The organism is Hydrogenophaga sp. (assembly GCF_031426985.1).
Classification (GTDB): domain Bacteria; phylum Pseudomonadota; class Gammaproteobacteria; order Burkholderiales; family Burkholderiaceae_C; genus Hydrogenophaga.
Genome location: NZ_JASJOY010000134.1, coordinates 1 through 16151, shown reverse-complemented (window position 1 = coordinate 16151; position 16151 = coordinate 1). Strand labels below are relative to the sequence as shown.

Sequence of the window (16151 nt, the reverse complement as noted above, 5' to 3'; positions counted from 1 at the left end):
GAAGCGCTCGTCGATGTACTCGTTGATGATGTTCGACTCGTACAGGATCAGGTCGCGCTCGACCAGGATGGGCACCTGGCCGTACGGGTTCATCACACTGATGTCTTCGGGCTTGTTGTAGAGATCCACGTCGCGGATCTCGAAGTCCATGCCTTTTTCAAACAGGACGAAGCGGCAACGGTGGGAATAAGGGCAGGTGGTACCCGAGTACAAGACCATCATGTGGGAGTCTCCTAAATACAAAACAGTGGTTGGCGTGACCGCACGGGGCGGCGCCGCAAACCACTGTGGGAAAACTTCAGCTGCCAGCCCGGACGAACCGGGCCGACCAGAAGCGGGGTTTTACTTGATGTCTTTCCAGAATGCGGCGTTCAGACGCCATGCCACCAGGGTGAACACCCCCAGGAACAACAGCACCCACACGCCGATGCGCACGCGGGTGTTGGCGGCCGGCTCGGCCATCCACTGCAGATAGGCCACCAGATCGCCAACGTTCTGGTCGAACTGTTCGGACGTCATGGTACCGGGTTTGACTTGGTCCCAGCCCTTGAGAACTTCGGTCTCATGGCCATGGCTCTCGACCTTTTCCATCACGCGGGCGCGCTCACCCTGCAGTTCCCACAGGGGGTTGGGCATGCCCACGTTGGGAAAGACCATGTTGTTCCAGCCGGTGGGCTTGGTCTCGTCCCGGTAGTAGGTGCGCAGGAAGGTGTAGATGTAGTCCGAACCGGAACCCGCACCGCTGGCGCGCGAACGGGCGATCACGCTCAGGTCCGGCGGGTTGGCACCGAAGAATTCCTTGGCCTGCTTGGGATCGATGGCCGCCTTCATGGTGTCACCGATCTTGTCGGTGGCAAATGTCAGGTTCTCCGCGATCTGCTTGTCGGTCAGCCCGATGTCGCGCAAGCGGTTGTACCGCATGAACGCGGCCGAGTGGCAGCTCAGGCAGTAGTTGACGAAAATCTTGGCGCCGTTTTGCAAGGCGGCCATGTCGTTGGTGCGCTTGGGTGCTTTGTCCAGGGCAAAGGAGGCACCCGAGGCCATTGCGGTGCCCGACAGGCCCATGGCCAGCGCGAGACCCAGAAGCATTTTTTTCATTTGTCGACTCTCCGATGGGTTCCAGGGCTTCAGTGGGGCGTGAACGTGACGCGGGTGGGCACGGGCTTGAACTGGCCCAGGCGGGTCCACCAAGGCATCAGCAGGAAGAAGCCAAAGTAGAACAGCGTGCCCACTTGGGAAACGCGCTCGCCCACCGGCGACGGCGGCAGCACGCCCAGGTAACCCAGGATCAGGAAGTTGATCACGAACACGGCGTAGAGCCACTTGACGCCGTCCGGACGGTAACGGATCGACTTGACCGGGCTCTTGTCCAGCCAGGGCAGGAAGAACAGGATCACGACAGCGCCGCCCATGGCGACCACGCCCCAGAACTTGGCGTCGATCAGGTACAGCAGGGCGATGACCACCACGGTGGCGCCCGCAATGGCGCCCTTGAGCAGCACCGGCAGACGGGTCTTGAGCACGGCAAAAGCGCCGCCGAGCACCGCGCAGAGCATCAGCACGTAGGTCATCTCGGTGGTGATGGCACGCAGCATCGAATAGAAGGGCGTGAAATACCAGACCGGGGCGATGTGCAGCGGCGTGACCAGCGGGTCGGCCGGGATGAAGTTGTTGAACTCCAGGAAGTAGCCGCCGAATTCAGGCGCGAAGAACACGATGGCGGAGAACACCATCAGGAACAGGCTCACACCGAAGATGTCGTGCACGCTGTAGTAGGGGTGGAACGGAATGCCATCCAGCGGCACGCCCTTTTTATCCTTGAGCGCCTTGATTTCCACGCCGTCCGGATTGTTGGAGCCCACTTCGTGCAGCGCAATGATGTGCGCCACCACCAGACCCAGCAGCACCAGCGGCACCGCGATGACGTGGAAGCTGAAAAAGCGGTTCAACGTGGCGTCGCCCACCACGTAGTCGCCGCGGATCAGCAGCGCCAGATCAGGGCCGACGAAGGGGATGGCGGAGAACAGGTTCACGATCACCTGGGCGCCCCAGTAGGACATCTGACCCCAGGGCAGCAGGTAGCCCATGAAGGCTTCGGCCATCAGCACCAGGAAGATGCCGCAACCGAACACCCAGATCAGTTCACGCGGCTTGCGGTACGAGCCATAGAGCAGGCCACGGTACATGTGCAGGTAAACCACGATGAAGAACGCCGATGCCCCCGTGGAGTGCATGTAGCGGATCAGCCAGCCCCAGGGCACGTCGCGCATGATGTATTCGACCGACGCGAACGCCAGGTTGGCATCGGGCTTGTAGTGCATCACCAGGAAGATGCCGGTGACGATCTGGATCACCAGCACCAGCAGGGCCAGCGAGCCGAAGATGTACCACCAGTTGAAGTTCTTGGGCGCGTAGTACTCGGCCATGTGCTCATTGAAGAGCTTGGACAGCGGGAACCGGTTGTCGATCCAGTTCAGCGTCTTCTGCGCCAGCGGCGCGTCAGGGGAAATTTCTTTGAATTCAGCCATGGGGTGCCTCAGTGTTCGTGGAGTCGGCGTGTGCCGCTCAGGCCTTCTTGTCTTCGCCGATCAGCAGCGTGGTTTCGGACGTGTAGTAGTGAGGGGGCACTTCCAGGTTGTCCGGCGCCGGCTTGTTCTTGAACACGCGGCCAGCGAGGTCGAAGGTGGATCCGTGGCAGGCGCACAGGTAGCCGCCGACCCAGTCGTCGGGCAGCGAAGGCTGCGCACCGGGCGCGAACTTGTCACCCGGCGAGCAACCCAGGTGGGTGCAGATGCCCACGCCAACGAACACTTCGGGCTTGATGGAGCGGTGGCGGTTTTTTGCGTAGTCCGGCGTGGGGACGTTCTTGCGATCGGAAGCGGGATCGGCCAGCGCAGGGTCGAGCTTCTCCAGGTCCTTGAGCTGCTGCTCGGTGCGGCGCATGATCCACACGGGCTTGCCACGCCATTCCTTGACGATTTTTTCGCCGGGCTGGAGGGAGGAGATGTCCACCTCGACCGCCGCGCCTGCAGCTTTGGCGCGTTCAGACGGCTGGAAGGAACTCACGAAAGGCACAGCGACTGCGGCGGCCCCCACGCCACCCATGGCGGCGGAGGTGATCAGCCAGGTTCGGCGGCTGTTGTCCACAGTCGCATCGACGGTTGCTTCACTCATGGGAATCTTTCAATGACGGTTCGAGACGGAATCACACTAGGGTCAACCCGGCATTGTAATGGAGCGCATCGACCTGTCGGACCGCCGAAGGTTCCCCCGTGCACGCTTTGGCCGCCCGGCTGCGAGTGTGACGGGCACGGACGCCGATGACTTGGACCCGGCCGCACCCAGGCACAAATGAATACTTAGGTGTGCGACAATCGCCGCGCCTGGCCGTCCGGTCCGGACAGCAAGCTGCCCCAAACATCAGGAGAAACGTATGAGCATGGCAAGTGAGTTCAAGGAATTCGCCCTGAAGGGCAATGTGATGGACTTGGCGGTCGGTGTGATCATCGGCGGCGCCTTCGGCAAGATCGTCGACTCACTGGTGGGCGACCTGATCATGCCCGTGGTCAGCAAGATCTTCGGTGGCCTGGACTTCTCCAGCTACTACATCGCACTGGCGGGCCAGGCGGCCGGCCTGCCGCTGGCCGAGGCCAAGAAAGCCGGCGCCGTGCTGGCCTACGGCAACTTCATCACCATCGCACTGAACTTCGTGATCCTGGCCTTCGTGATCTTCATGATGGTCAAGCAAATGAACCGCATGAAGAAGGAAGCCCCGGCCGCACCGCCGGCCGCACCGGCCGAAGACGTCGTGCTGCTGCGCGAGATCCGCGACAGCCTGCGCAAGTGAAGAACTGAGGCGGATCACCGCCTCCGTCGGCGCCAACAAGGGGCCGCTGCCGTCTACCCACGGCAGCGGCCTTTTTCATGGCCGGCCGGTTCAGATCCCCGCGCCCAGCGCAGCGTCGATGGCGGCCAGCAGACTCGCGGGACTGGCGCGTCCGGACCCGGCGAGGTCGAACGCGGTGCCGTGGTCCGGGCTGGTGCGCACGAACGGCAGGCCCAGCGTGGTGTTGACCCCGTGGTCCAGCCCCAGCAACTTGACGGGGATGAGTCCCTGGTCGTGGTACATGGCCAGCACGACATCGAACGCGCCCTGACGAGCGCGCATGAACACCGTGTCGGGCGCATGCGGGCCGCTGGCGTTGATGCCTTCGGCCTGCGCCAGCGCAACGGCGGGCGCGATGATGTCGATCTCTTCTCGCCCGAACAGCCCCCCTTCGCCGGCGTGCGGATTCAGCCCCGCCACGGCGATGCGCGCCTGCGGCAGGCCGCTGCGCTGAAAGTGCGCGGCCGTGATGCGCAAGGTTTGCAGCACCTGGTCCTGCGTCACCGCCGCCAGGGCGTCGCGCAAGGCCACGTGGATGCTCACCAGCACGGTGCGCAAACCGGGGCAGCTGAGCATCATCCGCACCGGCACCCGCTCCACGTCCACCCCCAGGTGCGCGGCGGCCAGGGCTTGCAGAAACTCGGTGTGACCCGGATGCGGCACGCCCGCGGCCGACAGGGCTTCTTTGTGGATGGGCGCCGTCACCACGGCAGCGGCCTCGCCCCGCAAGGCCGCACGGGCGGCCCAGGCGATGCAGTCGGCCGCGGCTCGCCCCGCATCGGCATCGATACGGCCCAAGGGCACAGGCCGCGGCAGCACGCAGGCCTGTACCACCGCCATGCAGCCCGAGGGCAACCCAGACGCTTCAGCCAACGTAGCGATCGGCGCCAGCACGGGGTCGGGCGCCACGTCGTGCGCGCGGGTCAACTGCAAAGCCTTTTGCAGGGTGGGCACATCCCCCACCACCACGACCCGCGACAACAGCTCGGGCCGCAGGCGCAGGGCTTTGGCGATGATTTCCGGACCGATGCCGGCCGGGTCGCCCATGGTCAGGAGGACCGGGCGCGGGTCGCCAACGGTCGAGGAGCGCGGCTCGGTCATGGGTCAGGCGGGGTTGGGAATGTCGATGAACGTGTGCGCCAGCCCCAGCTGTTGCGCCACATGAGCGGCCACCGCTGGCGCGCCGTAGCGTTCAGAAGCGTGGTGCCCGCAGGCGATGTAGGCCACGCCGCATTCGCGCGCGTAGTGGACCTGTGGTTCGGAAATTTCCCCGGTGATGAACACGTCGGCCCCGGCGGCAATGGCGGCCTCAAAGTACGACTGCGCGCCACCCGTGCACAACGCCACGCGCTGCACGGGGCGCCCGGCATCGCCCACCAGGGTGACCGATCGCCCCAGAGACTGCTGCACATGGTCGGCCAACGACGCCGCGGTGCAGGGGCTGCACTCCCCCATGAAACCCAGCGACTGTTCGCCGAAACGCCCACGGGCATCGTCGTACAGCACCACACCCAGGCGATGCGCCAGTTGCGCGTTGTTGCCCAGCTCGGGGTGGGCGTCCAGCGGCAGGTGGTAGGCGAAGAGGTTGATGTCGTGCGCCAGCAGGCGGGCCAGGCGTTGCTTCATCCAGCCGGTGACACGCCCGTCCTGCCCCCGCCAGAACAGGCCGTGGTGCACAAAAATCGCGTCGGCATCGGCGGCGATGGCAGCGTCGATCAGGGCCAGACTGGCGGTGACGCCCGAGACGATCTTGCGCACCTCGGCCTTGCCCTCCACCTGCAAGCCGTTGGGGCCGTAGTCGCGGAATTGGGCGGGTTGCAGCAAGGCATCAAACGACGCCAGCAAGGCGGTGCGGGGAGCCACCTGAAAAGAGGGGGACATGGGCAGGCCCTGTGGTCAGAACAACAAACACGGGCCGTGCCGCTGGCAAAGCCCTGAGGGTGAGGTGATTCTGACAGCCCTGTGCCGTGTCGTGCACGGCCCGCCCGAACTCAGCCCTGTGGGTTTTGGCCGGCAGATTCGTTCATCTTGCGGGTGAAGAACCGGTAGAACCAGAACGCCATGCCGATCATGAAGAGAATCCCCGCGATGCTGAACAGGCCATAGTCGGTCGAAAAAAGATCCACGAGGGCTTTCATGTTGTGTGCTCCGTTCCTGCAAATGACAGGCATCCATTGCACCCCGCAGGTCCACCCACCGCATTGACGTGGGTCAATCGGGCTTGAACTGCCAACCCGCGCAGCCATATGCGGGACAATGGCCTGCGCCAGCCCAGGGGCCGGCCTCCTCCTCTCTTGCCTCTTCTGACATGAAACGACTCTGGCTCGTCTTTGCCCAATCCGTGACCGTGCTGCTGGCCGCGTATTTCGTGGTCGCCACGCTCAAGCCCGAATGGCTCAACCGCCGCCCCACCCTGCCCACGGTGGTGCCGGTGCTGGAGTCGGCCGCGCCCAGTGCGCCGTCCGGTCAGGCGACCCTGCCCGGGTTCCGCGCGGCGGCCCAGGTGGCATCGCCCGCGGTGGTGAGCATCAACACCAGCAAGGCACCTGAGAACAGCCCCCAGAGCAACGATCCCTGGTTCCGCTTCTTCTTTGGCGACCAGGGGCAGTCGCAGCCGCAGACCGGCCTGGGATCGGGGGTCATCGTCAGCCCGGCGGGTTACATCCTGACCAACAACCACGTGATCGAAGAGGCCGACCAGATCGAGGTCGTGCTCAACGACGGACGCAAGAGCGCGGCGCAGGTCATCGGCACCGACCCGGAAACCGACCTGGCCATCCTCAAGATCGAACTGACCGAGTTGCCGGTGATCACCCTGGGCAACTCCGACGCCCTGGCCATCGGCGACCCGGTGCTGGCCATCGGCAACCCGTTCGGCGTGGGCCAGACGGTGACTAGCGGCATCGTGAGCGCGCTCGGGCGCACGCAACTGGGCATCAACACCTTCGAGAACTTCATCCAGACCGACGCGGCCATCAACCCGGGCAACTCCGGCGGCGCCCTGGTGGACACCAACGGCCAGCTGATGGGCATCAACACCGCGATCTACTCGCGTTCGGGCGGCTCCATGGGCATCGGCTTCGCCATCCCCACCTCCACCGCGCGCAGCGTGATGGAAGCCATCGTGCGCGACGGCCAGGTCACGCGCGGTTGGATCGGCGTCGAGCCACAGGACCTCACCGCCGAACTGGCCGAAAGCTTTGGCCTGCCGGCGGGCACCGGGGTGATCATCACCGGCGTGCTGCAGAACGGCCCCGCCGCCCAGGCGGGCATCCGCCCGGGTGACGTGATCACGTCGGTGGGCGGCCGCGCCGTGAACAACGTGGCGCAATTGCTGTCGGCGGTGGCGGCGCTCACCCCCGGCACACCGGCCACGCTGGAAGTGGTGCGCAAAGACGGCAAGAACCCCGTGCAGGTGACCCCCGGCAAGCGCACCGCCCCCAAGGCGCAACAGCAGCCACCCCGCTGACAGACCTCGGGGACACCACAACAAAAAAACGGCGCCTGAGAGGCGCCGTTTTTTTGTTGGAAGCAGCCGGTGGGTGGCTCAGTTCGTGGCCGAATCTTCGGTGGCCGGCGCTGCCGTCGCCTGGACGAACCAGCGCGCCCCCCAGATGCCCAGTTCGTACAACAGGCACATGGGCACGGCCAGTGCCAGCTGCGAGATCACGTCGGGCGGCGTGACCACGGCGGCCACGACGAAGGCCAGCACGATGAAATAGCCACGGAAGTCCTTGAGCTGCTGCACCGACACCAGGCTCATCTTGACCAGCAGCACCACCACGATGGGCACCTGGAAGGCGAGGCCGAACGCGAGGTACAGCGACAGAATGGCCTCCACGTAAGACGCGATGTCGGGCGTGGCCGCCACGCTCTTGGGCGTGAACTGCTGGATGAAGCCGAACATCTTGTCGAGCACGAAGAACTGCACGAAGGCGATGCCCACGTAGGCCAGCAGGCTGCCCAGCACGATCAGCGGCACGGCAAAGCGCTTTTCGTGGCTGTACAGACCGGGCGCCACGAAGGCCCAGATCTGGTACATCCACCACGGCAGCGACATCAGCAGCGCGCCCATGGCCAGCACCTTCAGCGGCACGAAAAACGGCGAGAACACCCCCACCGCGATCAGCTTCGCGTCGGGCGGCATGTGGGCGCGGATGGGAACCGCGATCAGGTCGATCAAGCCGCTGGGGCCGGGCCAGATGGCCAGGATGGCCATGCACACGGCCAGGCCGGCCATGCCGTACATCAGCCGGTCGCGCAGCTCCACCAGGTGCTGCACAAAAGGTTGCTCGGTCCCGGCGAGTTCGTCGGTGGATTTGTTGGGGTCGGACATCAGCGAGGAGCGGAGGATGGACGGGGCCGGAAACGCGCCACGCGGGCCGCACCCGACTGGGCGCGCGTGCGCACGCCCGAGCGCGACTTGTACCACTGGGGCACAGCGCCTTTCTTGAGGCGCCAGTTCTTGCCCGGGTGCTTGTAGACGGGGTTCAGGTCCGACCCGATCGAGTGCATCGCGTCACCGTACCCGGAACCGTCGAGACCGGCGGTCGCTTCGGACCAGGATTTCTCGAAATCACTGGCCCCTTCTTGCACCGAGGACTGCACGTCGCGCGCGGCCGTCTCCACCGAATCCTTCATCTTCTTGAGCTCTTCGAGCTCCATGGATCGGCTGACTTCGGCCTTGACGTCGGAGACGTAGCGCTGGGCCTTGCCCAGCAAGGTGCCCACCGTGCGGGCGACGCGCGGCAGCTTTTCGGGGCCGATGACGATGAGCGCCACCGCCCCGATGAGGGCGAGCTTGGAAATGCCCAGATCAATCATGTGGAGGCCGTTTGGAAGGCAGACCCGGCGCGGTGCTCAAGACCGTCCGGCAAGGTTCGGCGGTGCGGGCACCGCCGGGCTGAGGACGATCAGCTCTTTTGCTTGGCTTCGACGTCGATGGCGCTCTTGTCGGCCGAGGTGCTTTGCGTCACCTGCCCGGCCGGTGCGGCGGGAGCGTCGGCACCGCCTTCTTTCATGCCGTCCTTGAAGCCCTTGACGGCGCCGCCCAGGTCGGAACCGATGTTCTTGAGCTTCTTGGTGCCAAAGACCATCACCACGATCAGCAGCACGATCAGCCAGTGCCAAATGGAAAAGGAACCCATGTGTCTCTCCAACAGAATAAAAGGAAGCGCTGAGGCGCTGTTGCTGGGATTCTAAGCCTCGACCATTGGTTCGGTCGGCGGCGAAAAATCAGCCCCGCAGCCAGGGCCGCGGCCCGCCCATGACGTGCACGTGCAGGTGGTGTACCTCCTGCCCGCCTTCGGCGCCCGTGTTGCAGACGACGCGGAATCCGCCCTCCGGATAGGGGTTGCAGCCCAGTTCCAGCGCCAGTTTCGGCGCCAGCACCATCAGCTTGCCCATCAGGTGCTCGTGTTCGGGCGTGAGCTGGGCCATGGACGGGATGTGCAGCTTGGGAACCAGGAGAAAGTGCACCGGCGCCCAGGGGTGGATGTCGTGGAAGGCGAAAAGATCTTGGTCTTCGTAGACCTTTTTCGACGGGATCTGGCCGGCGATGATCTTGCAGAAGAGGCAGTTCGGGTCGTGTGCGTTCATGTCGATAGCGGACATCAATCGGGCATGGCCTGGCTGGCGTTCATGCGCACCATGCCCTTGACGATGCGGTAGAGGAACCAGATGGAGATGACGGCCCAGGCGATCATGCCGGGCACCAGCAGCAACAGGAACAGCGGCGCGGTCACCAGGTACAGCACGCCGGCCCAGATCACCGAACGGATGCGCCACGAAAAGTGGCTGGCCTGCCAGGTGCCGGCGGCGTCGCCCTTCTTGACCAGATCGATCACCAGCGCCACCAGCAGGATGCCGACGCCCACCTGCGCACCGGGCACAACCGCCGCCACGGCGACGATCAGGTGCAGCAGGTAGCTGACCCAGCCGACGGTCTTGAGCGACTCGGCTTGCTCGTCGCCTTTGGCCTGGACGTCGATGACGTCGGTCTCGTTGCGCATGCTGACCTCCTGTGCGAAAAGGTTTATTCGGACGCTTCGCGGGCCTGCGCCTTGCGCAGGGCTTTTTCTTCCAGGCCGCTGAGGCCTTCGCGGCGCGCCAGCTCGGCCACCACGTCGGCGGGGGCCTTGCCGTAGTAGGCCAGCGCGATCATGGAGTGGAACCAGAGGTCGGCCACTTCGTTGACCAGCTTCTGGGCGTCGCCGCCGTGGTCGCAGTCTTTCGCGGCCATCACGGCCTCGGTGGCCTCTTCGCCGATTTTCTTGAGGAAGGCGTCCGGCCCCTTGTGCAGCAGGCGGGCGATGTAGCTCTTCTCGGGGTCGCCACCGTTGGCCGGCTTGCGGCTTTCGATGACGGCGGCCAGGCGAGCCAGGGAATCGGTGTCGGACATCGGTTTCACTTGTAGATGGATTCGGGGTCTTTGAGCACCGGATCGACCGGCACCCACTGGCCATTCTGGTGGCTCTGGAAGAAACAGCTGTGACGCCCGGTGTGGCAGGCGATGCCGGGCTCGTGCCCGAGCTGGGTCACCTTGAGCAGCACCACGTCGTTGTCGCAGTCCAGGCGGATGTCGTGCACGGTCTGCACGTGGCCCGACTCTTCACCCTTGAACCAGAGCTTGTTGCGCGAACGGCTGAAGTACACCGCGCGGCGCAGTTCGGCCGTCTTCTGCAGCGCCTCGCGGTTCATCCAGGCGAACATCAGCACGTCGCCGGTGGCGGCTTCCTGCGCGATCACGGGCACCAGGCCTTGCGCGTCCCACTTGATGACATCGAGCCAGTCCATCACAACCTCACCGGAATGCCGCGCTCGGCCATGCGCTGCTTGGCCTGCGCCACGGTGTATTCACCGTAATGGAAGATGCTGGCGGCCAGCACCGCGTCGGCACCGCCCTGCTGCACGCCATCGGCCAGGTGGTCGAGGTTGCCCACGCCGCCGGAGGCGATGACGGGCACGCTCACGGCGTCGGCCACGGCGCGGGTCAGGGCCAGGTCGAAGCCGCTCTTGGTGCCGTCGCGGTCCATGCTGGTGAGCAGGATTTCGCCGGCACCGTATTCGGCCATCTGGCGCGCCCAGGCCACGGCGTCCAGGCCGGTGTTCTTGCGGCCGCCGTGGCTGTACACGTCCCAGCCCTCACCGCGCGCGGCCAGGTCATCGCCCTGGCGGCGTTTGGCGTCGATGGCGACCACGATGCACTGCGCACCGTATTTGTCGGACGCCTCGCGGATCACCTGCGGGTTGGCGATGGCGGCCGAGTTGAAGCTGGTCTTGTCCGCCCCAGCGTTGAGCAGGCGGCGCACGTCTTCCACCGTGCGCACACCGCCGCCCACCGTGAGCGGGATGAAGACCTGGGAGGCCACGTCTTCGATGATGTGCAGGATCAGGTCGCGCCCGTCGCTGGTGGCGGTGATGTCGAGGAAGGTCAGCTCGTCGGCGCCCTGCTCGTTGTAGCGGGCCGCGATTTCCACCGGGTCACCAGCGTCGCGCAGTTCGACGAAGTTGACGCCCTTGACCACGCGACCACCGGTCACGTCCAGGCAGGGGATGATGCGTTTGGCGAGCATCTCAGGTCGCGGCGCAGGGCCGCCCCAAGCAAGGCCGCGCCCCCTTGGGGGGCAGCGAATACACGAAGTGATGAACGTGGGGGCGGTTCATGTCTTAGCCATTCAGCTCGTCGGCGAGCTTCTGCGCTGCCTCGAAATCGAGGTCGCCGCTGTAGATCGAGCGACCGCAGATCACACCTTCGACGCCCTCGTCCTCCACCGAGCAAAGACCACGGATGTCGTCTAGGTTCGACAGACCACCCGAAGCGATCACGGGGATCGACAGCGCCTGCGCCAGCTTCACCGTGGCCTCGATGTTGATGCCGCTGAGCATGCCGTCGCGGCCGATGTCGGTGTAGACGATGGATTCGACGCCGTAGTCCTCGAACTTTTTGCCCAGGTCCACCACCTCGTGGCCGGTGAGCTTGCTCCAGCCGTCGGTGGCGACCTTGCCGTCCTTGGCGTCCAGGCCCACGATGATGTGACCGCCGAAAGCGGTGCAGGCGTCCTGCAGGAAGCCGGGGTTCTTGACCGCGGCAGTGCCGATGATCACGTAGCGCAGGCCGGCGTCGAGGTAGCGCTCGATGGTGTCCAAGTCGCGGATGCCGCCGCCGAGCTGCACATCGACTTCGGCGCCGACTTCCTTGAGGATGGCGCGGATGGCCTGTTCGTTCTTGGGCTTGCCGGCGAAGGCGCCGTTCAGGTCCACCAGGTGCACGCGGCGCGCGCCCTTGTTGACCCAGTTGCGGGCCATGGCCGCGGGGTCTTCACCGAACACGGTGGATTGGTCCATGTCGCCCTGTTTGAGGCGAACACACTGGCCGTCTTTGAGATCAATGGCGGGGATCAGCAACATGATGGTGGGGGCGACAGGACGTCAGGGGTTCCAGTGGAGGAAGTTGCGGTAGAGCGCCAGACCCTGGTCGGCGCTTTTCTCGGGGTGAAACTGGGTGGCGAACAGATTGTCGCGGGCGATGGCGCAGGCAAAGCGGGCGCCGTAATCGGTTTCGCCCACCGTGTGCAGGGCCTGCGCGGGGCGCGCGTGGTAGCTGTGCACGAAGTAGAAGTAGGCGCCGTCATCAATGCCTTGCCACATGGGGTGCGGCGCGCGGCCATGGGCGGTGTGGAACACCTGGTTCCAGCCCATCTGCGGCACCTTGAAACGGCTGCCGTCGGCCTGCAGGCGGCCTTCGAGCTGGAAGCGCACCACCTCGCCCGGGATCAGGCCCAGGCCATCGGTCGGACCTTCTTCGCTGCGGTCCAGCAGCATCTGCATGCCCACGCAGACGCCGAACAGCGGTTTGTGCGCCGCCGCGTGCAGCACGGCGTCTTGCAGGCCCGAGGCGGCCAGCTCGCGCATGCAGTCGCCCATGTGGCCCTGGCCGGGCAGCACCACACGGTCGGCGTCGAACACGTCCTGCGCGCGTGAGGTGACGATGACGTTGAGCCCGCTGCCCTGCGCCACATGCACCACCGCCTGCGAGACGGAACGCAGGTTGCCACTGCCGTAGTCCACCACGGCGACTGTCTTGGATCTCATCGGTCCGGGGGGAAAAATTACAGGGAACCCTTGGTCGAAGGGATGACGTCGCCCAGGCGCTCGTCGCGTTCCAGCGCCATGCGCAACGCGCGGGCGAAGGCTTTGAACACGGTCTCGGCCTGGTGGTGGGCGTTCTCGCCGTGCAGGTTGTCGATGTGCAGGGTCACGCCCGCATGGTTGACGAAGCCCTGGAAGAACTCGAACGCCAGCTGCGTGTCGAACGCGCCGACCATGCCGCTCTTGAACGGCACGCGCATGTGCAGACCGGGGCGACCGGAGAAGTCGATCACCACGCGCGAGAGCGCTTCGTCCAGCGGCACGTAGGCGTGGCCGTAGCGGCGGATGCCCTTCTTGTCGCCCACGGCCTTGGCAAAGGCCTGGCCCAGGGTGATGCCCACGTCTTCCACCGTGTGGTGGCCGTCGATGTGCAGGTCGCCCTTGGCGTCGATCTCCAGGTCGATCAGCCCGTGGCGCGCGATCTGGTCGAGCATGTGGTCGAAAAACCCGATGCCCGTGGACAGCTGGGCCGTGCCATTGCCGTCGAGGTTGATGCGCACGCGGATCTGCGTCTCGGACGTGTTGCGCTGGACGTCGGCCACACGGGGGCTGGCGGAGGATGGGGTGGTCATAGGCTGGCTTGCAGGGCAGCGATCATCTGCGTGTTTTCGTCGGGGGTGCCGACCGTCAGGCGCAGGCATTGGCCCAGCAATGGGTGCATTTTAGAAACATTCTTGACCAGCACGCCGCGCGCCTTCAGGCCATCGAAGGCCTTCTGCGCGTCGGGCACACGCACCAGCACCATATTGGCGTCGCTCGGGAACGGCTGGACGCCCGGCAGGGCCGCCAGCGCGGCGACCAGGCGTTCGCGTTCGGTGCGAATGGTCGCCGCCTGTTGCGCAAACACGTCGGCGTGCTCCAGCGCGAACAGCGCGCACTCGGCGTTGAGGACGCTGACGTTGTAGGGCGGGCGCAGCTTGTCCACCTCGTGCACCAGCGCCTGCGGGCCGACCATGTAGCCCAGCCGCACACCGGCCAGACCGAACTTGGACAGGGTGCGCATCAGCAGCACGTTGGCGTTGGCGGCCGGGTGGGCGCGGATTTCGTCGAGCCAGCTGCGGCTGGAGAACGGCTGGTAGGCCTCGTCCATCACCACCAGCCCACCAAACGTGGCGGCCTCGGCGATCAGGCGGCGGATCACGCCCGCATCCCAGAGGTTGGCGGTGGGGTTGTTCGGGTAGGCGATGTAGGTGATGGTGGGCTTGTGCTGGCGCAGCGCGGCCAGCATGGCGGCCTCATCCAGCTCGAAGTCGGCCGTCAGGTCCACCCCGTGGAAGGCCAGGCCCTGCAGCTGGGCGCTCATGCCGTACATCACGAAGCCGGGCAGCGGCGCCAGGATGGATGCACCCGGCACGTCGCAGCCCATGGCCAGCAGCGCGATCAGCTCGTCCGAGCCGTTGCCCAGCATCAGGGCGCAGCCCTCGGGCAGATCGACGTAACGCGCCAGGGCCTGCTTGAGGTCTTCGATGCGCGCACCGGGGTAGCGGTTGATGGCCACGGCACCCAGTCGGGCGCCCAGCTGTTGCTGCAGTTCGGGCGACAGCGCAAACGGGTTCTCCATCGCGTCCAGCTTGACCAGGCCCACCGAGTCCTGGATGGCGTAGGCGTGCATGGACTGGATGTCCTGGCGGATGTTCTGCAGCGGATTGGGGGTGGTCATCGCGTTCATTTCACGTCTCGCATCGGGGGCACGGTGGACAGGCGCAGTTCGGCGGCCCGGGCATGGGCCTGCAGGCCTTCGCCGTACGCCAGCTCGGCCGCAATGGCACCGAGTTGCTGCGCGCCGGCTGCGCTGACCTCGATCAGGCTGCTGCGCTTCTGGAAGTCGTACACGCCCAGCGGCGAGCTGAAGCGCGCCGTGCCGCTGGTGGGCAGCACGTGGTTGGGGCCGGCGCAGTAGTCGCCCAGGCTTTCGCTGGTGTAGGCGCCCAGGAAGATGGCACCGGCGTGTTTGAGCAGCGGCTCCCAGCGGTGCGGCTCGCTGCTCGACACCTCCAGGTGCTCGGGCGCGATGCGGTTGCTGATGGCGCAGGCCTCTTCCATGTCGCGCGTGAGGATCAGCGCGCCGCGGTCGTTCAGGCTCTTGGCGATGATGGCCGCGCGCGGCATGGCCGGCAGCAGGCGGTCAATGGCGGCCTGCACGGCATCGATGTAGGCCGAGTCGGGGCACAGCAGGATGCTCTGCGCCAGCTCGTCGTGTTCGGCCTGGGAAAACAGGTCCATGGCCACCCAGTCGGCCGGGGTGCTGCCGTCGGCCAGCACCAGGATCTCGCTGGGGCCGGCGATCATGTCGATGCCCACGGTGCCGAACACGCGCTTCTTGGCGCTGGCCACGTAGGCGTTGCCCGGGCCGGTGATCTTGTCCACCTTGGGCACGGTGGCCGTGCCGTAGGCCAGCGCCGCCACGGCCTGGGCACCGCCGATGGTGAAGGCGCGCGTGACGCCGGCCACGTGGGCGGCGGCCAGCACCAGCGGGTTCTTCTCGCCGCGCGGCGTGGGCACGACCATGATGATCTCGCCCACCCCGGCCACGTGCGCCGGGATGGCGTTCATCAGCACGCTGGACGGATAGGCCGCCTTGCCGCCGGGCACGTAGATGCCCACGCGGTCCAGCGGCGTGACCTTCTGGCCCAGCAGGGTGCCGTCTTCGTCGCGGTAGCTCCAGCTCTCGCCCGACGCCTTCTTCTGCGCTTCGTGGTAGCGGCGCACGCGGCCCGCGGCGGTCTCCAGGGCGCTGCGCTGCGCGGCCGGCAGGCTGTCGAACGCGGCCTTGAGCTCGCTCTGCGTGAGTTCCAGCGCCGTGAGGCTGTCGGCGCTCAGGCCATCGAAGCGGGCGGTGTATTCGAGCACCGCCGCATCACCCCGCGCCTGCACGTCGGCCAGAATGTCCGCCACGCGCTGCTCGATCGCATGGTCCGTCTCCGCCGACCAATGCAGCCGCTGGGCGAACTGCGCTTGAAAATCGGCCGAGGTGGTGGACAGGCGAAGGGGCGTGGCGGTCAGACTCATGACGGTGTGTTGCCTTTCTGGATGGCTTGGGCGAAAGCGTCGAGGATGGGACGGATGGCGGCCTGCTTGAGCTTGAGCGCGGCCTGGTTGACCACCAGGCGCGAGC

Annotated in this window: 22 protein-coding genes and 1 pseudogene; 2 read left to right on the top strand and 21 right to left on the bottom strand. The window is 65.8% G+C overall.

Annotated features, from left to right (window positions below; all coding sequences use genetic code 11):
- The 4 genes from RMP09_RS15845 to petA form a co-directional block, all read right to left on the bottom strand.
- Nucleotides 1-222: glutathione S-transferase N-terminal domain-containing protein (locus RMP09_RS15845; RefSeq protein WP_310566952.1), on the bottom strand; the 222-nt coding region annotated here is incomplete at its 3' end.
- Between the two features lie 120 nt (nucleotides 223-342).
- A complete protein-coding gene (locus tag RMP09_RS15840; RefSeq protein WP_310566951.1) occupies nucleotides 343-1098 on the bottom strand; it encodes a cytochrome c1 in 756 nt (251 codons plus the stop codon).
- Between the two features lie 29 nt (nucleotides 1099-1127).
- Nucleotides 1128-2528, bottom strand: coding sequence for a cytochrome b (locus RMP09_RS15835; RefSeq protein WP_310566950.1), 1401 nt, complete (start codon nucleotides 2526-2528; stop codon nucleotides 1128-1130).
- A 37-nt stretch (nucleotides 2529-2565) separates the two neighbouring features.
- Nucleotides 2566-3174: a ubiquinol-cytochrome c reductase iron-sulfur subunit gene (gene petA / locus RMP09_RS15830; RefSeq protein ID WP_310566949.1), complete on the bottom strand. Its 609-nt coding sequence runs from the start codon at nucleotides 3172-3174 to the stop codon at nucleotides 2566-2568.
- A 259-nt stretch (nucleotides 3175-3433) separates the two neighbouring features.
- On the opposite strand from petA, the gene mscL reads away from it, so the two are divergent.
- Nucleotides 3434-3847, top strand: a complete 414-nt coding sequence (gene mscL, locus RMP09_RS15825) for a large conductance mechanosensitive channel protein MscL (protein WP_310566948.1) — start codon at nucleotides 3434-3436, stop codon at nucleotides 3845-3847.
- A 90-nt stretch (nucleotides 3848-3937) separates the two neighbouring features.
- On the opposite strand, the gene pdxA is transcribed toward mscL, so the two are convergent.
- The 3 genes from pdxA to RMP09_RS15810 form a co-directional block, all read right to left on the bottom strand.
- Complete coding sequence (pdxA, locus tag RMP09_RS15820) at nucleotides 3938-4987, bottom strand: 4-hydroxythreonine-4-phosphate dehydrogenase PdxA (RefSeq protein WP_310566947.1); 1050 nt, start codon at nucleotides 4985-4987, stop codon at nucleotides 3938-3940.
- A 3-nt stretch (nucleotides 4988-4990) separates the two neighbouring features.
- Nucleotides 4991-5767 (bottom strand): Nif3-like dinuclear metal center hexameric protein, encoded by a 777-nt coding sequence (locus tag RMP09_RS15815; RefSeq protein WP_310566946.1) that lies wholly within the window; start codon nucleotides 5765-5767, stop codon nucleotides 4991-4993.
- Between the two features lie 110 nt (nucleotides 5768-5877).
- Nucleotides 5878-6024, bottom strand: a complete 147-nt coding sequence (locus RMP09_RS15810; protein ID WP_310566945.1) for a DUF3149 domain-containing protein — start codon at nucleotides 6022-6024, stop codon at nucleotides 5878-5880.
- Nucleotides 6025-6194: 170 nt separating this feature from the next.
- Between RMP09_RS15810 and RMP09_RS15805 the strand changes: the two genes are divergently transcribed.
- The gene (locus RMP09_RS15805; RefSeq protein WP_310566944.1) at nucleotides 6195-7355 is read left to right on the top strand and encodes a Do family serine endopeptidase; all 1161 of its coding nucleotides are present in this window, start codon (nucleotides 6195-6197) and stop codon (nucleotides 7353-7355) included.
- A gap of 78 nt (nucleotides 7356-7433) precedes the next feature.
- On the opposite strand, the gene tatC is transcribed toward RMP09_RS15805, so the two are convergent.
- From tatC to hisG, 14 genes and pseudogenes are all read right to left on the bottom strand, one after another.
- Nucleotides 7434-8222, bottom strand: a complete 789-nt coding sequence (gene tatC / locus RMP09_RS15800) for a twin-arginine translocase subunit TatC (protein WP_310566943.1) — start codon at nucleotides 8220-8222, stop codon at nucleotides 7434-7436.
- The gene (gene tatB / locus RMP09_RS15795) at nucleotides 8222-8710 is read right to left on the bottom strand and encodes a Sec-independent protein translocase protein TatB (RefSeq protein ID WP_310566942.1); all 489 of its coding nucleotides are present in this window, start codon (nucleotides 8708-8710) and stop codon (nucleotides 8222-8224) included. Before tatB ends, tatC begins: the two co-directional genes overlap by 1 nt.
- Before the next feature lie 89 nt (nucleotides 8711-8799).
- Nucleotides 8800-9033 carry a Sec-independent protein translocase subunit TatA gene (gene tatA, locus RMP09_RS15790; RefSeq protein WP_310566941.1) on the bottom strand — a complete coding sequence of 78 codons (234 nt, stop codon included), beginning with the start codon at nucleotides 9031-9033 and terminating at the stop codon, nucleotides 8800-8802.
- Nucleotides 9034-9121: 88 nt separating this feature from the next.
- Complete coding sequence (locus tag RMP09_RS15785; protein ID WP_310566940.1) at nucleotides 9122-9484, bottom strand: histidine triad nucleotide-binding protein; 363 nt, start codon at nucleotides 9482-9484, stop codon at nucleotides 9122-9124.
- 14 nt (nucleotides 9485-9498) lie between these two features.
- Nucleotides 9499-9897, bottom strand: coding sequence for a hypothetical protein (locus RMP09_RS15780; RefSeq protein ID WP_310566939.1), 399 nt, complete (start codon nucleotides 9895-9897; stop codon nucleotides 9499-9501).
- A gap of 23 nt (nucleotides 9898-9920) precedes the next feature.
- On the bottom strand, nucleotides 9921-10286 hold the full coding sequence (locus RMP09_RS15775; protein WP_310566938.1) for a phosphoribosyl-ATP diphosphatase: 366 nt from the start codon (nucleotides 10284-10286) through the stop codon (nucleotides 9921-9923).
- A gap of 5 nt (nucleotides 10287-10291) precedes the next feature.
- The gene (hisI, locus tag RMP09_RS15770; RefSeq protein ID WP_310566937.1) at nucleotides 10292-10681 is read right to left on the bottom strand and encodes a phosphoribosyl-AMP cyclohydrolase; all 390 of its coding nucleotides are present in this window, start codon (nucleotides 10679-10681) and stop codon (nucleotides 10292-10294) included.
- A complete protein-coding gene (gene hisF, locus RMP09_RS15765; RefSeq protein ID WP_310566936.1) occupies nucleotides 10681-11460 on the bottom strand; it encodes an imidazole glycerol phosphate synthase subunit HisF in 780 nt (259 codons plus the stop codon). The genes hisI and hisF overlap by 1 nt, the downstream gene beginning before the upstream one ends.
- 94 nt (nucleotides 11461-11554) lie before the next feature.
- Entirely contained in the window at nucleotides 11555-12295 is a 741-nt protein-coding gene (gene hisA, locus RMP09_RS15760; protein ID WP_310566934.1) for a 1-(5-phosphoribosyl)-5-[(5-phosphoribosylamino)methylideneamino]imidazole-4-carboxamide isomerase, read from the bottom strand.
- Between the two features lie 21 nt (nucleotides 12296-12316).
- The gene (gene hisH / locus RMP09_RS15755) at nucleotides 12317-12979 is read right to left on the bottom strand and encodes an imidazole glycerol phosphate synthase subunit HisH (RefSeq protein ID WP_310566933.1); all 663 of its coding nucleotides are present in this window, start codon (nucleotides 12977-12979) and stop codon (nucleotides 12317-12319) included.
- Nucleotides 12980-12996: 17 nt separating this feature from the next.
- A complete protein-coding gene (gene hisB, locus RMP09_RS15750) occupies nucleotides 12997-13608 on the bottom strand; it encodes an imidazoleglycerol-phosphate dehydratase HisB (protein ID WP_310566932.1) in 612 nt (203 codons plus the stop codon).
- Nucleotides 13605-14696, bottom strand: a complete 1092-nt coding sequence (gene hisC, locus RMP09_RS15745) for a histidinol-phosphate transaminase (protein ID WP_409559740.1) — start codon at nucleotides 14694-14696, stop codon at nucleotides 13605-13607. The genes hisB and hisC overlap by 4 nt, the downstream gene beginning before the upstream one ends.
- Nucleotides 14697-14701: 5 nt before the next feature.
- Nucleotides 14702-16045, bottom strand: coding sequence for a histidinol dehydrogenase (gene hisD, locus RMP09_RS15740; RefSeq protein ID WP_310566930.1), 1344 nt, complete (start codon nucleotides 16043-16045; stop codon nucleotides 14702-14704).
- Nucleotides 16042-16151 (bottom strand): annotated as a pseudogene (hisG, locus tag RMP09_RS15735) (ATP phosphoribosyltransferase); the annotation flags it as partial. The gene hisD and the pseudogene hisG, both read right to left, overlap by 4 nt.